A 15,077-nucleotide genomic window follows, 5' to 3' on the forward strand; every position below is an offset into this window, starting at 1 on the left:
AATCCAGGTGCGACGGTGACGCGCAGTTGAGAACAGTGTCTTGACCTTCCAGTGACTGGAGACTCTATATCGAGACCAAAGTACATTACCAGGACGCCACGAATGGCCGAGTTACTGCATACACAGATCAGGATTCCGGGCATGGGATGCGCCTCGTGCGTTGGCCGGGTCGAGGGCGCATTGCGTGCGACACCCGGGGTGTGCTCCGCCGAAGTCAACTTCGCGACCAAGACGGCCGATATCACCCATGAGGCCTCATTCGACGAGATTCTAGACGCGCTCAACACGGCGGGCTATCCCGCGGCGACAAGACAGATACGTCTGGACATCGATTGCATGACCTGCGCCTCGTGCGTGAAGCGGATTGAGCGTATTTTGCAGTCAAGCCTGGGTGTGTCAGATGTGGCAGTCAATCTTGCCACGAAAAGCGCCACAGTGACCTATGCCGAGGGTGTAACCGAAACGGCATTACTTGCGAAAACTTTGACCAAAGCGGGGTATCCGGCGCGCCCGGAGGTCGAGGACGGATCCAATCATAATTGCAAAATAGATGAGTTTGCGGGACTGCGGCGCGCGACGGTGTTTGCGGCCATGTTGGCCTTGCCGGTTTTTGTTTTGGAAATGGGCGGGCATATGATCCCTGCATTTCACCATTGGGTTCATTCTACTATCGGCCTTCAAACAAGCTATTTGATCCAGTTGGCCCTAGCTTCAGCGCTGCTTGTCGGTCCTGGCCGGGTGTTCTACACCAAAGGTATCCCATCACTGCTGAGGGGCGCCCCCGATATGAACGCGCTGGTCGCTTTGGGGACAGGCACGGCATATCTGTACTCGGTCCTCGCGACATTTGCACCGCAGGTTCTGCCGCAAGGTACCGCCAATGTCTATTTCGAGGCTGCGGCAGTCATCGTTGTACTGATCCTGCTGGGCCGTCTGATGGAGGCTCGCGCAAAAGGGCGAACAGGTGCAGCAATTCGCAAACTGGCCGGACTCCAACCCAAAACTGCACGGGTCGAGAGGGATGGAACAACCCAAGACCAGCCTATCGCTGAGATCATCGTGGGTGACATCATTCAGATCCGCCCGGGTGAGCGCGTTCCTGTGGACGGCAACGTTTTGGACGGAACCTCGTAGGTAGATGAGAGCATGATTACCGGTGAGCCCATACCCATCGGCAAAGCCAAGAACGATCCGGTGGTCGGAGGAACGGTGAATGGAACAGGTGCCCTTCGCATTCGGGCCACGCATGTAGGTTCGGATACCGTGCTGGCGCAGGTTGTCAGACTCGTCGAACAGGCACAGGGGGCAAAGCTACCCATTCAAACGCTGGTGGATCGAATCACCTACTATTTTGTACCTGCGGTGATAGGTGTGGCCTTATTGACGGTTGTTGCGTGGCTGATTTTTGGGCCCGCCCCGGCTTTACCGCTGGCACTGGTGGCCGGGGTTTCGGTGCTGATCATCGCCTGCCCTTGTGCGATGGGTCTGGCTACGCCGACCTCGATCATGGTGGGTACCGGGCATGCAGCTGAATTGGGCGTGCTGTTCCGCAAGGGCGATGCATTACAGCAGTTACAACAAGCCAAAGTCATCGCCCTGGATAAAACTGGCACGCTGACTCTGGGTCGGCCCGAACTGGAAGAGATTGCGACAACAAACGGCTTTGACTGCGCCGAAGTCCTGCGCCTGGCCGCGGTGGCTGAGGCGCGATCGGAACACCCTATCGCTACCGCAATAACTCGCGCAGGTCCTGACATTTTGCCTGACGTGAAGGAATTCAACTCCCTGACAGGGTTGGGCTTGCGTGCGCAGGTCGAGGGGCATTCTGTATTGATTGGGTCTGACCGCCTTATGGTACAGACCGGCATCGACCTTGGTAGCCTGCGGCCTGATGCGCAGATACGTGCAGCCCAAGGGGCTACACCGATCTATGTAGCGATTGACGGACAAGCCGCTGCTGCGCTGACAGTTTCAGACCCACTCAAACCGGGCACGCCCGAGGCACTGACCCGACTGCATGAGATGGGTGTGACCCTCGCCATGGTCACCGGCGATAACGCGCAAACCGCACAGGCGCTGGCCGATAAGCTGGGCATTGACCACGTCACCGCCGAGGTACTGCCGGAGGGGAAGGTTGACGCAATCGAAAAGTTGCGAACCAGGTTTGGAACGCTCGCCTTTGTTGGTGATGGCATCAACGACGCGCCTGCTCTGGCAAGGGCTGATATAGGTGTGGCAATCGGAACCGGCACTGACGTGGCAATCGAAACCGCGGATGTCGTGCTGATGTCGGGCGATCTGCGCGGTGTCGCAAACGCGGTCGAAATCAGCCAGCGCACGATGCGCAATATTCGCCAGAATCTCGGTTGGGCTTTCGGATACAACACGCTGCTGATCCCGGTCGCAGCCGGAGCACTATATCCGTTAGGCGGTTATCTACTGTCCCCCGCACTGGCCGCCGCGGCCATGGCCTTGTCCAGCGTCTTTGTCGTATCCAATGCTCTGCGGCTGCGGCGCATCCGGACCAGCGTGCCGGCGGCCAGTGACAATTCACTTCGACGGGAGGCGGTAGCATGAACATCGGAGAGGTCTCGACCCATACGGGCCTGCCCGTCAAAACCATCCGTTACTATGAAGACATCAACCTGATCAAACCGCTGCGCGACAACAATGGGTATCGTCGGTTCCGCGATCAGGACATTCACAAACTGAATTTCCTGGGTCGCGCCCGAACGCTCGGGTTCACCATCGAAGACTGCCGCACATTGCTGGCCCTTTACGAGGATGAGACCCGGGCCAGCTCTGACGTAAAACGCGTTGCGCGGGATCATCTGGCGCAGATTGACGCCAAAATTGCTGATCTCAAAGGTATGCGCCAAACGCTTAGCCATCTCGTCGATGCGTGTGCCGGGGACGACCGTCCTGATTGCCCGATTCTGAAAGACTTGGGCGGCAAACTGTGACGCAGGGTTGCCCTTTAGCCCAACCTTTGATTTGTCTCTGCTGAACATCTCGCCCTGTAGTGCCGTCGAGGCCTGGGACGGATTACAAAGAGGATCATCACATGGCAAAAATCGCTTTCCTTGGTCTGGGCGTCATGGGCTACCCGATGGCCGGGCACCTTCAGGCCGCCGGTCACGACGTCACAGTCTATAACCGCACCGCATCCAAAGCAGAGGCCTGGGTTGCCCAGCATGGCGGAACCATGGCGCTCACCCCGCGTGAAGCCGCAGCAGGGGCAGAATTCGTGATGGCCTGTGTCGGCAACGACGACGATCTCCGCATGGTGTGCACAAGTGAGGATGGGGCCTTTCACGGAATGGCCAAAGGTTCGATCTTTGTGGACCACACTACGGTATCCGCCAAAGTGACGCGCGAGTTGTACGAAGCTGGCAAAGCTGATGGGATCGCTTTTGTGGATGCCCCGATCTCGGGCGGTCAGGCCGGGGCCGAGAATGGTGTATTGTCGATCATGTGTGGTGGCGATCAGGAGGCCTATGACGCAGCTGAACCGGTGATGCAGGTCTATTCCAAGATCTGCCGCCGCATTGGCGACAACGGTGCAGGCCAGATGACGAAGATGTGCAATCAGATCGCCATTGCTGGGCTGGTGCAAGGCCTCAGCGAAGCGCTGCATTTTGCTGAGAAGGCCGGTCTGGATGGCCGTGCTGTCGTCGAGGTAATCAGCCAGGGCGCTGCGGGCAGTTGGCAAATGGCAAACCGGTACGAGACCATGTTGGATGACCACTTCGAACATGGCTTCGCCGTGGATTGGATGCGCAAGGATTTGGGGATCTGCCTGAATACAGCAAATGAGACCGGCGCATCGCTGCCCGTTACCGCGCTAGTCGATCAATTCTACAAGGATGTGCAGAAACTGGGCGGCGGCCGGTGGGATACGTCCTCGCTGTTCAAACGCCTGCGTGCTTTGAGCTGACGGCAGGGGGGCTGTCTGCCCCCCATCGCACCGGGGCGCGATCCCCCCGAGAGTATTTTTGGCCAGATGAAGGGGATCAAGTTGGGAATGGCATGGGGTAATGCATGGGCGATCTGAATGCATATTGGGCTGGAAAGCTGCGTCAGAACTGGGGGCTGGAAGCCCGTCTAACGCGGTTGGATGGGGAATATGACCTCAACTTTCTAGTCGAGGCCACGAATGGGCAGGACTATGTGCTCAAAGTAATGCGGGCCGGATGTGACGCCGATCTGGTGGATTTGCAGATCAAAACACTAAAGCATCTCGATGCCGAGGCTCCGGGCTTGCCGTTTCCTGACGTTGTTTCTGATTTGAACGGAACCATGTTGCCTGAAATTGCTGACGCGGACGGGCAACCGCGGCTGGTCTGGATGCTTGAACGAATGCCGGGGCAGTGCTTTGCCCGCAGTGTGCCAAAAAACGAGGACCTGATCCTCAAGCTGGGGCGTATTCTAGGCGCAACGGACCGGGCGTTGGAGGCGTTCAAGCACAAGGGCTTAAGTCGTGCAGATTTCAAATGGGACCTGACCCAAGCGGGTTGGATTGTTGATCGACTGGAGGCAATTTCTGATCCTGCAAGGCGCGCACGTCTGCAAAAGATAGCTTTGGAATTTGATGCCATCGGTGATCAGCTGAACGGCTTACCTAAACAGGCGATCCACAATGATGCCAATGACTACAATATCCTTGTTGAAGGTGAGTTGAGCGAACGTCGAAGCGTCTCGGGCCTGATCGACCTTGGTGATATGTGCGCGGCACCGCGTGTATGCGAGTTGGCCATTGCTGGGGCTTATGTTGTTCTGGACCACCCGAAACCCGAACGCGCATTGGCCGCGTTGGTGCGTGGCTATCACGCCGCCAACCGTTTGCGACCTGATGAAATCGATCTGATCTGGCCCCTTCTGCAGATGCGGCTGGCAGTGTCGGTGGTGAACTCGACTCTGATGGCGGCCGAGAACCCGGACGACCCTTATGTGACAATCAGCCAGGCTCCGGCGTGGCGATTCCTGGAGGACGCGAAGATCAATGGCGCGCTCATGCCAGCCCGCCTGCGCGCCGCTTGTGGCCTGCCGGTAGTTGACGGTGCCGAGCGCGTCCACACCTACCTGTCCAGCCATCGCGGGCATTTCGCACAGATGTTCGGGCAGGATTTAAGCGATGTGCCGATGGGCTCGTTGTCCGTGGAAAATTCGACATGGCCACAAAATCCATTCCACATGCCGCTTGCTGAGGCGGCTCGAGTCGGAGAGGAATTCGGAGAGGGCCTCTGGCTTGGCTATTACAATGAACCCCGCCTGATCTATGCGGAGCCAGGGTTCCGCAAGGGTCCGTGGAAAGCGTCGGATCGGCGCACCGTGCATCTGGCGTTGGATGTGTTTGCACCAGCCGGAACAGTGCTTCATGCGCCGCTGAGTGGTCGGGTCGAGGTGGTTGAGAACCGGGACGCTCATCTCGATTACGGTGGGGTGGTGATCCTGCACCACGAAACACCCGAGGGGGACGCGTTCTATACGCTATACGGCCATCTGGACCCCGAAGTAAGCGAGCGTTTGAAACCCGGTGATCCGGTGGCTCAGGGTGCGGCTTTTGCCCGGCTGGGCAATGCCAGCCAGAATGGTGGCTGGGCCCCGCATGTGCATTTCCAACTGGCACTGACGACCGACGGGATGCAGGCCGACTGGCCCGGAGTTGCCGACCCGGATGAGATGGAACTGTGGAACGCGGTGTGCCCCAACCCGGCGGCTTTGTTGAACCTGTCGGATGAGAAGGTTTTCTATCGCCCAACCGACAAGCAAGCTATTCTGCAAGACCGACGCGATCACTTTGGCGGCAACCTCAGCCTAACATATGACGATCCGGTCATGCTGGTGCGCGGTTGGAAGCATCACCTGTTCGATGAGTGGGGGCGGCCTTATCTGGACGCATACAATAACGTGCCCCATGTGGGCCATGCACATCCGCGCATTCAAGCGGTCGCGGCGGATCAACTGAAGAGGATGAACTCCAACACCCGCTATCTGCATCCTGCGCAGACCGCATTTGCTGACAAGATTTTGTCGAAACTGCCAGATCACCTTGAGGTCTGTTTCTTTGTCAACTCGGGGACCGAAGCCAACGAACTGGCCTTGCGGCTGGCGCGCGCGCATACCGGGGCGAAGGGTATCGTGACGCCGGATCACGGCTATCACGGAAACACAAACGCAGCGGTGGCGATCTCAGCTTACAAGTTCAACAAACCCCGAGGGGTTGGGCAAGCCGATTGGGTGGAACTGGTTGAGGTCGCAAATGACTATCGCGGTTCGTTCCGCCGTGACGATCCCGACCGTGCCCGGAGGTTTGCGGATCTGGTTGATCCGGCGATTGAGGCATTACAGGCGAAAGGCCACGGCCTTGCGGGCTTTATCGCAGAAACCTTCCCTTCGGTCGGCGGGCAGATCATCCCGCCAAAGGGCTATTTGCCTGCTGTCTACGAGAAAATCCGCGCTGCCGGCGGGGTCTGTATCGCAGATGAGGTTCAGACTGGTCTTGGGCGATTGGGTGAACATTACTTCGGCTTTGAACATCAGGGCGCGCTGCCTGACATCGTGGTCATGGGAAAACCCATCGGCAACGGCCACCCCCTGGGCGTGTTGGTCACCACCAAAGAGATCGCCCAAAGCTTCGACAACGGGATCGAGTTCTTTTCTACTTTTGGCGGCTCAACCCTGTCCTGCAGGATCGGGAAAGAGGTGCTGGACATTGTCGACGACGAAGGATTGCAAGAAAATGCCCGCGTCATGGGGGCTCGCCTGATGGACGGCCTCAGGCAAATTGAAGCAGACTTTGCCTGCGTTGGCGATGTGCGCGGTATGGGCCTTTTTCTGGGCGTAGAACTGATCAACCCGGATGGCTCGGAAAGTGACGAGATCTGTAGCTACGTTAAAAATCGGATGCGCGATCACCGCATCCTGATTGGCAGCGAGGGGCCGGAGGACAACATCCTGAAAATCCGGCCGCCGCTGACCATCGAAGCGGAAGATGTGGACATGATCCTCTGGGCGTTGCGGGAAGTTCTTGCGGAGGTTGGGGACTATTGCCCCGCCCTCGAATGCGATCACGACCACCACCATGCAGGCTGTGGCTGCTGCTGAGTAAAACAAAACCCCGGCAAAATGGCCGGGGTTTTGCTACCACCGATCAGTGGAGCACCGCATTTGGGGGTTGGTGCCCTGTCGTCGGCAAAGGTGCCGCTTTAATCATCCGGCGTAGAGCCAGCCCCAGTTCCTCGGACAATGAGGCCAATGCTGGGGCAAAATCAGGTCGCACAATCAGCGAGGCCATCATCATCGCGTCCTCGCGCGCGCCTTCGGACGCGGCGCCGATCATCTGCGCAAAGCAGTTCTCATCAGCCCCCAGACACGCGCAACCCAAACCATGGCGCACTAGCGGGCGGCGACCGTGATGCGCGCACAGTGAACACAGCCGATCCAACGTCAGCATCGTGGCATGGCCCTGATCTGCGCCCAGCGCGATGTCGAAATCACTAGCAGCGTTGGCGCGGCCTTTGTCACCTTCACCCCAGAGACGCAGATACATGACTGCACCGGCCTCAATGGGGCTCAAGTCTGACAGGCGGCCGACGGCCGCCCCGCCGCGCGAAGAAGGTGCACTCATTTGGTCAGGATCAGTTTTCCTGCGCGGGTGATGCGCAGTGTATAAAGCTGATCGCCCAGCTCGATATGGGCCAGATTGCCACCGTTTGTCAGATCTTCTGCTTTATGAGCCGGCAGCATTGAAACAGCATAACTTTGCGTCGAGGAGGGTGTTTGCATGTTCATCGGGGCATCTCCAGAGCGTCTTTGGCACGTGGCCTGTCGGTTTGTTTCGCTTGATCTGGCTGACCCTGAATAGGGTTGGCTATCTTTTCGTAAAATTAATCTGATAAAAATAGTAAGGTTTGTCAAGCCACAGTTTTGAAGCCAATTATTCGGCTCTCCATTGCGTCGTCACGAATTGCGACCTAGGCACTAATCATCAATAGTTATAGGTGGATTCGCAGATGACGGCAGTCGTTGTATTTGACCTGGACGGCACCTTGGTAGACAGCCTTGCCGACATCGCTACTGCAGCAAATCGAATGCTTGATGATCAAAGGCATCCGGCCTTGCCTAATGACACAATCCGTAGATTCGTCGGAAACGGCCTGCCTAAATTGGTCGAGCGTGTAATGACCCATTGCGGGATAGAGCCGGATCGGCACGCGGAACTGACGCAGCTTACCTTAGCGCACTACAATGCGGGCGCGTGCGACCAGACCGTCGTTTACCCCGGAGTCTTTGAGGCATTGGAAGAACTGCGTGAAATGGGTTGTGCTCTTGGGGTCTGTACCAACAAACCCGAAGCGCCGGCCAGGCATGTATTGAGCGAATTGAAGCTGCAGCCTTATTTCGACACGGTATTTGGCGGCGACACCTTGGATATCCGCAAGCCCGACCCAGCGCATCTGAACGCCAGCTTTGAGGCACTGCAGGCTGCTGGCCCGCCCATCTTTGTCGGTGACAGCGAGGTTGATGCCGAAACAGCCCAGCGTGCAGGGGTACCGTTTTTGCTATTTGAACAAGGCTATCGCAAATCACCTATTTCGGACCTGCCGCACACGCTCAGCTATCAAGACAGCGCCGAGCTGCCTGCACTCGTTCGGCAAATCCTTCAAAACGATACGGTGTGAGCCTAGTCCCAAAAAAGTTGAGGGGCCGGCCAAGGGGGTAGGAAGCCAGCCCCTCATCGGGGGAAATTAGTGAAAGTGGTTGGGCACACTGGCCCGGTAGTTAATCAAAAGTTAACGCATCCATGGGAATCGCGAAATTGGGGGATTCCCGTAGTGTCGAAACATTTTTGTCTGATCCCAGAAAGAATCTTCAAACCGGCGCGCTTCGTAAGGGAAGATTCAACCGATCTGCGCAGCCGCCGCACGCGCTATTACCAATTCCTCATTTGTCGGAATGACCATCAATTTCACGCGCGACAAATCGGTGGAAATAACCCGCCTGTTATCAGCGTTTGCATCATGGTCCAGCTCGATGCCCAACCATCCCATATCGGTGCAGATGCGATCACGGATGTAGGTCGAGTTCTCTCCGATCCCACCGGTAAACACGACCGCGTCCAGCCCACCCAGCACGGCGGCCAATGCACCTAGTTCGCGGCGTATCCGGAAGGTGTAATAGTTGATTGCATTACGCGCACCCGGCGTATTCGACGCCTCGAGTGTGCGCATGTCATTGGTCATACCCGAAAGTCCCAGCAACCCGGATTTGCGATAAAGAAGATCCGATATCTCGTCCGCATTCATGCCCTGTTGATCCATGAGATACAGCACAACCCCCGGATCCAACTGACCGCAGCGCGTGCCCATAGGCAAACCATCCATGGCCGAAAATCCCATGCTCGACCCGACCGAGCGGCCTGCGATCATGGCACACATCGAGGCACCGTTACCAAGATGGGCTACAACCACGCGCCCACCGTGAATTAGTGGGGCGGTGTTGGCCAGATGGTCCGAGATGTAATCATAGCTCAACCCGTGGAAGCCATAACGCCGAACGCCTATGTCGTAATACTCGGTCGGCAATGCGAAGGTGTCATTGACCCAGGGGTGATGGCGGTGAAAAGCCGTATCGAAACAGGCAACCTGCTTGGCATCTGGGAACCTTTCCATCGCCGCGCGTGCGCCGTGCAGATTGTAAGGCTGGTGCAACGGCGCAAAAGGCTCGAGCTTTTCAAGCACCTGCAAACTATCGGGGGTCAGCAATATCGGTCGATCATTGTCCGGCCCGCCATGCACAATGCGGTGCCCAACGGCTGCCACACGTGCAGCCGGGAACTCTCGCTCTAGAAAATCCAGAATGTAATCCAGTGCGCTGGCCTGATCGTGCAGAGCCTCGGACGTGGTATCAACAAGTACCCGGCCATCCGTGGTCTTTGCGCTGATATGTGCCGCTGCACTGCCAATGCTTTCAACCTCACCCGAGCAGATCAGCACCGGATCGTCTCCGGTGGTTGTGAACAACCCAAACTTGAGTGAAGACGAACCCGAATTCAGAGTAATGATATGGTCCATCAGAATCTACCCGATATACGTTCCCGTTGCAGAGTCGCGTCCAAGGCAGCTGCATCCTGTATTGTGAAGCGCCGCGTCAGATCTGCAATATCGCAATTCTGTAACTGATCATTTGGATTGTAGTGGCAATGCATTGAATCTCTCGGCGGTGGATTTGACCGGAGCATTATGAGATTTCAAGCAAATGTCCAATGACATGGCCAAGCTCTTCTAGGGTTCAAAGCCCTCGGGCACACCAAAGAGCGGCGTATCAAGCGTCGTTCCCGTCAGAGCATGAAGAAAGGCAACTAGGTCGGCGATCTGATCATCCGTCAGATTTTGCGGGGTAATATCGATTTTGCGGCGCTGGCGAGCCATCTCTAAGCTGTCTTCCCAGACGATGAAGTCGACACGTTCCAGCCACGGCACTTCGGGAAGGGCAGCCATATCTGAGGTCCATGTCGCAAGACTTTCCGGCGGGTTCAGGTGATGGCGTACAATACCTTCAAGATCGGGAAACGCACCGTTGTGACCATAGGGTGCCGTTTTGGCGACGTTCCGCAGCATTGGCGTGCGGAACCGATAGGCGTCTTCCAGGCGATTGCTTTCACCCACACGGCCCACGTCGCGCGCATAAGGATCCCACTGACGGGTTTTCCCCGGACCAAACGGAGGCAACCCTAATGCATGGAATCTTTGATCCGAAAGCAATGGGCCAGAGTGGCAGGAAGAACAGCCCGCGTCGCCAAAGAACAAGGACATCCCTTCTTTTTGTTGTGGCGTCAGAGCCAAACGATCGCCGGCCAGAAATTGATCAAACGGACTGTCTGTGCTGCGCCATTCCAATGCCATGAACGCGGCCAGCGCGTTGGCGATCTGGGTAATCGTGATGTCTTCGGTCGTGTCGATTTCATCAAACGCACTGACCATGGCTGGGCCATAGAGAGGGTCGGTGCGAACGCGCTTTGCGAGGATCGGCCAACCTTTGTCGATGCGGTCATGCACCGCGCCCGTCACCTGATTTTCGGCGACATTGCCGGCCATCTCGAACTGCGAAGTCAGCGGGAACAGCGCCTGCGCGGCCAATAAGGAATTCAATCCTTCCGGCAGCCACTCCTGTGCAGGTGAATTGAAGCCGTTGCCGTAAACGTCCGAAATACTCAGGCGGCCGTCGTGAAAAACCGTATGGATCTCCTTGGCCCCCAGATTCCACAAACCCGGCGAGTTCCGCGGAATTCGCTTGCGGATCTTGTCCGCCCCGATGCCGGGCGTGCGGTCCGGGCCAAGCCCTTGCCCGCCTTCGCCGATGCCCAGAGACAGCCCATCCGAGGTGCCAAAATCCGGGTGATGGCAATGAGCGCAAGCAATGTTTTGATTACCCGATAGGATCGGATCGTAAAACAGTTGATGACCGATAGCGGCCTGTTCCATATCAAAGGGAATGAAATCAGTATCCGTCAGCGGGCGCGGCAAATCCTGAGCCACCGCGGCCCCGGCCAAGAGGAAAGAAACCCCATGCGTCAGTTTGTATTTGCCCTTTATCTGCTTGCGACTCCGGCGCTGGCCGAGTTGGAACAGGCGCGTGATTTTATGGAAGCCGGGGAGTTTAAGGCCGCGCGCGAAGAACTGTTGCCAGCGGCGCGATCCGGCAATGCCGAAGCCGAAGAGTTGATCGGTGTGATGTACGGGCTGGGTCTTGGGGTAGAGCAAGACTATGAGCGCGCGTTCGAATGGTATCTGCGCGCCTCGATGAAGGGGCATCCGGGGGCACAATCCGGCATCGGCTGGTATTATGAGCTGGGTCTGGGCATGCCTGCGCCTGATCTGGTGCGAGCCTACATGTGGTACACGCTCAGCGCGATCGGCGGCGATCCCGATGCGGCGATCAGCCTTGAGGAAGTGGTCAAGAAGATGTCGCCGGAGCAGATCGAAAGGGCGCATGTTCTGGTCAACGACTACAAAGGGTGGATGTACCCGTTTCGGTGAGGGCCGAGCCCAAAGGCCCGACCCAACAATTTAGTTCAGATCCGCATCACGCGAGGCGTTTACATCCTCCTCAGCCGCTGCAACGGCCTCGGTCAGCGCAGTGAACACTTCGTCCCCGCGTGCCACGTTTGACTGGAACCAGGCATAGACCGGCGTTGCAGCCTCTTTGAACGCGGCTTTCTGCTCGGGTGTAGGTACGTAGAGATCACCTCCGCCAGCAACAAAATCTTCGTACGCTTGGATCGATTTGCGCTTGGGCGAGGCAAAGGTGGCCTGCTGCAGCGCATAAAAACCATCCACGACAACGCGACGCATGTCCTCGGGCATTTCCTGGAATTTGGCGTTGTTCATCCACCACAGCGCACCCATGTAAGCGTGACCATCAAGCGTGACGTATTGCAGACCCGCATCGGGGAATTTCATGCCCATGATGTCGGTGATGCCGTTTTTGGATCCTTCAACCACACCGGTCTGGAAGCTGGTGAACAGTTCCGGCCACGGGATTGGGGTCGGCGAGGCACCAAGAGCCTTAACCAGTTCTTGTGGCAGGTCGGCCACGACTGTGCGAATTTTCAGACCTTCCATATCGGCAGGCTCGGCAACACGACGCTGCGTATTGGCGAAGTTGCGCCAGCCACCGGTGTTGCCAATGGTCATCAAGCGGATCGCGCCACCGGAATCTTCCAGCGCCATGTCGCGCATTTTGCGGGTGAAATCGCCTGACAACACGTGTTCGGCAATGCGGTCATCGGCCATCAGATATGGCAGGTCCAGAACCTGCACGTAAGGAAAGATGCCCGACGCGCCGCCAGAGGTGGAGATGTAGATGTCGATGGTGCCATCCGCCACGCCCTGCAGGCACTCGGCACCGTTCGAGCAAAGCTGCGTTCCGATAAACAGCTCAACCTCAATGGCTCCGTTCGAGGCCGCCTCGACATAGTTTTTGAAAACGACCAGACCGTCATAGTCTTCGTCGTTTTCATTCGAGTTTGCTGTGGCGCGTAGCGTGTAGTCGGCGGCTGTCGCGGCAATCGCGGATGCAGCCACCAACGATGTGGCCACCGCTGCGGTTTTGATAAATCTTCTGAGCATGCGTTTCCTCCCTGTGAAACTCAGTTTGCAAATCCCGTTATCCTCGGGATCGTCATGGATAGTGCGGGGATGTATGTGATCAGGAAGATCACAATGATTTCGACTGCCAGAAACGGCAGGATGGCTTTGGCGATGGTTTCTACCCGCTCCCGCGACACTGCGGCGGCTACGAACAGAACCAGGCCCATTGGCGGTGTGGCCAGACCAACGGTCAGGTTGACGCTCATGATGATGGCGAAATGGATCGGGTCGACACCAAGACTGGTGAAGATCGGACCAAGGATCGGGCCAAGGATGATGATCGCCGGGCCTGCGTCCAGAAACATACCCACGATGAACAAAAGCAGGTTGATCAGGAACAGCAGGATCAGCGGGTTTTCCGATAGGCTGAGGATTAGCGAAGCCAACTGTTCCGGCGCATGGCTGAGGCTGACCACCGTCTTAAACGCCATTGCCGCGCCCACCAACAGCAAGACGACCGCCGAGGTCATACCCGCGTTGCTAAGTATTTCAGGAACTTCCTTCAAGGTAAGTGTGCGCAGAATAAAGAAACCGATGATGAAAGCGTATCCCACAGCCACGGCGGCGGCCTCGGTGGGGGTGAAGATACCGCCGAGAATACCACCTAGAATGATCACTGGTGTCATCAGCGGAAAGAAGGCCTTAAGGCTGGCCTGACGGCGTTCGGGCCAAGTGTATTTACGGCTCGCGACAGGGAAGTCATAACGATCGGCCATGACCTTGATCATAAGCATCAGCCCAACGCCAACCATCACACCGGGCACGATACCTGCTAGGAACAGGGCCGCCACGCTTTCGCCCATGACATAGGCATAGATGATCATGATGCCCGAGGGCGGGATGATCGGCCCGATCACTGAACTGGCCGCCGTGATCGCTGCGGCGAATTTGCGGGTATAGCCCTGCTTCTCCATCGCGGGGATCAGCATCGAACCCAGCGCCGAGGTGTCCGCCACGGCGGACCCGGAAAGGCCCGCAAACAGGATTGAGCTGAGGACGTTCACATGTGCGAGACCGCCCCGCAGGTGGCCCATCAGGGCCTGGCTGAACTCGACCAGGCGAATGGTGATGCCGCCGCGATTCATCAGCTCTCCGGCCAGCATGAAGAACGGAATAGCCATCAGCGGGAAGCTGTCCATGCCGTTATAGACATTGCGATAGAGCAGCGTGATGTCGTTGGTTTGGCCACTCAGCCACAGCAAGATACCGGGTGCAGCCAGTAGCGCGAAAAAGACCGGCAGGCCGATCAGCAGGAAGACAAGGAATGTAGGCAGGAACCAGATCAGCATTTATTCAGCCCCCACCGCAGCTTCGGGAATTTCGGGCAACAGATGTGCTCCGCCTAGCATGGTCACGATGGACCGCAGGATCAGTTCGATATTGACCGAGATCAGAAGGATGATCCCCACCAGCAGCGAGGCCATCATCCAACTGCGCGGGATGCGATACCATTCATCAAACCCCAAAGAGGTAGGCAAATACAACGCCGCAGTGGCGAACCGGCCACCAAAGCCCGTCACCTCGGACCAGCCGATATTGACCGCAACCAGCAGGACGGCCAGCGAGATCAGCAGCAGGAACAGATTGAGCGAAAGGCCAAGCGCACGCGGCAGGAAACGCGCAAGCATGTCGATGGCGACGAACCCTCCACGGCGGAAAGCGGTGGGGGCCATCAGACCCGTCATCCAGAGCATGCAGAACCGCGCAGCCTCATCCGGCCACGGCAGGGCGTTGCCCAGAACGTATCGAAAGAACACTTGGATCAGGATTGCGATTACCATGACTGCAATCGCAACGACACCAACCGCGCGGCCCAATCGCAGCACGGTTTCGTTCACGAATGCAATCGGCGCGAGCGCCGATGCCAGTCCGCCCATGCGGATCCTCCCTTGTTCAGCTGCGGGTTTGCCCCGCAATCGTCAT

Annotated in this window: 12 protein-coding genes and 1 pseudogene; 6 read left to right on the forward strand and 7 right to left on the reverse strand. The window is 57.4% G+C overall.

Annotated elements, in window-relative coordinates:
• Positions 1 to 102 precede the first annotated feature (102 nt).
• From AC2FI7_RS13355 to AC2FI7_RS13370, 4 genes and pseudogenes are all read left to right on the forward strand, one after another.
• A pseudogene (locus AC2FI7_RS13355) lies at positions 103 to 2,577 on the forward strand (heavy metal translocating P-type ATPase).
• Complete coding sequence (cueR, locus tag AC2FI7_RS13360) at positions 2,574 to 2,963, forward strand: Cu(I)-responsive transcriptional regulator (RefSeq protein WP_010441024.1); 390 nt, start codon at positions 2,574 to 2,576, stop codon at positions 2,961 to 2,963. Before AC2FI7_RS13355 ends, cueR begins: the two are co-directional and overlap by 4 nt.
• A 101-nt stretch (positions 2,964 to 3,064) precedes the next feature.
• Positions 3,065 to 3,937 carry an NAD(P)-dependent oxidoreductase gene (locus AC2FI7_RS13365; RefSeq protein ID WP_010441022.1) on the forward strand — a complete coding sequence of 291 codons (873 nt, stop codon included), beginning with the start codon at positions 3,065 to 3,067 and terminating at the stop codon, positions 3,935 to 3,937.
• 104 nt (positions 3,938 to 4,041) lie between these two features.
• Positions 4,042 to 7,107: an aminotransferase class III-fold pyridoxal phosphate-dependent enzyme gene (locus AC2FI7_RS13370; protein WP_496816179.1), complete on the forward strand. Its 3,066-nt coding sequence runs from the start codon at positions 4,042 to 4,044 to the stop codon at positions 7,105 to 7,107.
• A gap of 46 nt (positions 7,108 to 7,153) precedes the next feature.
• Here the strand turns inward: AC2FI7_RS13370 and AC2FI7_RS13375 are convergent, their stop codons facing one another.
• Together AC2FI7_RS13375 and hemP are read right to left on the reverse strand one after the other, a co-directional pair.
• Positions 7,154 to 7,630 (reverse strand): hypothetical protein, encoded by a 477-nt coding sequence (locus AC2FI7_RS13375; RefSeq protein WP_010441018.1) that lies wholly within the window; start codon positions 7,628 to 7,630, stop codon positions 7,154 to 7,156.
• Positions 7,627 to 7,794 (reverse strand): hemin uptake protein HemP, encoded by a 168-nt coding sequence (gene hemP, locus AC2FI7_RS13380; RefSeq protein WP_010441016.1) that lies wholly within the window; start codon positions 7,792 to 7,794, stop codon positions 7,627 to 7,629. Before hemP ends, AC2FI7_RS13375 begins: the two co-directional genes overlap by 4 nt.
• A 221-nt stretch (positions 7,795 to 8,015) precedes the next feature.
• On the opposite strand from hemP, the gene gph reads away from it, so the two are divergent.
• Complete coding sequence (gene gph / locus AC2FI7_RS13385) at positions 8,016 to 8,684, forward strand: phosphoglycolate phosphatase (protein WP_010441013.1); 669 nt, start codon at positions 8,016 to 8,018, stop codon at positions 8,682 to 8,684.
• A gap of 219 nt (positions 8,685 to 8,903) precedes the next feature.
• Here gph and AC2FI7_RS13390 read toward each other — a convergent pair whose 3' ends face one another.
• Positions 8,904 to 10,076, reverse strand: a complete 1,173-nt coding sequence (locus AC2FI7_RS13390) for an acetate/propionate family kinase (RefSeq protein ID WP_010441012.1) — start codon at positions 10,074 to 10,076, stop codon at positions 8,904 to 8,906.
• Positions 10,077 to 10,286: 210 nt separating this feature from the next.
• Entirely contained in the window at positions 10,287 to 11,555 is a 1,269-nt protein-coding gene (locus AC2FI7_RS13395) for a cytochrome-c peroxidase (protein WP_496833430.1), read from the reverse strand.
• Between the two features lie 15 nt (positions 11,556 to 11,570).
• Here AC2FI7_RS13395 and AC2FI7_RS13400 point away from each other — a divergent pair, with 15 nt between their 5' ends.
• A complete protein-coding gene (locus AC2FI7_RS13400; protein WP_010441009.1) occupies positions 11,571 to 12,041 on the forward strand; it encodes a tetratricopeptide repeat protein in 471 nt (156 codons plus the stop codon).
• Between the two features lie 30 nt (positions 12,042 to 12,071).
• Here AC2FI7_RS13400 and AC2FI7_RS13405 read toward each other — a convergent pair whose 3' ends face one another.
• Genes AC2FI7_RS13405 through AC2FI7_RS13415 form a run of 3 tightly spaced genes read right to left on the reverse strand, consistent with a single transcriptional unit; the run spans position 12,072 to position 15,031 of the window.
• Positions 12,072 to 13,133 carry a TRAP transporter substrate-binding protein gene (locus tag AC2FI7_RS13405; protein WP_010441007.1) on the reverse strand — a complete coding sequence of 354 codons (1,062 nt, stop codon included), beginning with the start codon at positions 13,131 to 13,133 and terminating at the stop codon, positions 12,072 to 12,074.
• Between the two features lie 20 nt (positions 13,134 to 13,153).
• The gene (locus AC2FI7_RS13410) at positions 13,154 to 14,443 is read right to left on the reverse strand and encodes a TRAP transporter large permease (RefSeq protein WP_010441005.1); all 1,290 of its coding nucleotides are present in this window, start codon (positions 14,441 to 14,443) and stop codon (positions 13,154 to 13,156) included.
• Positions 14,444 to 15,031: a TRAP transporter small permease gene (locus tag AC2FI7_RS13415; RefSeq protein ID WP_010441003.1), complete on the reverse strand. Its 588-nt coding sequence runs from the start codon at positions 15,029 to 15,031 to the stop codon at positions 14,444 to 14,446.
• Between the last annotated feature and the right edge of the window lie 46 nt (positions 15,032 to 15,077).

The organism is Ruegeria sp. YTSA064, from assembly GCF_059610325.1.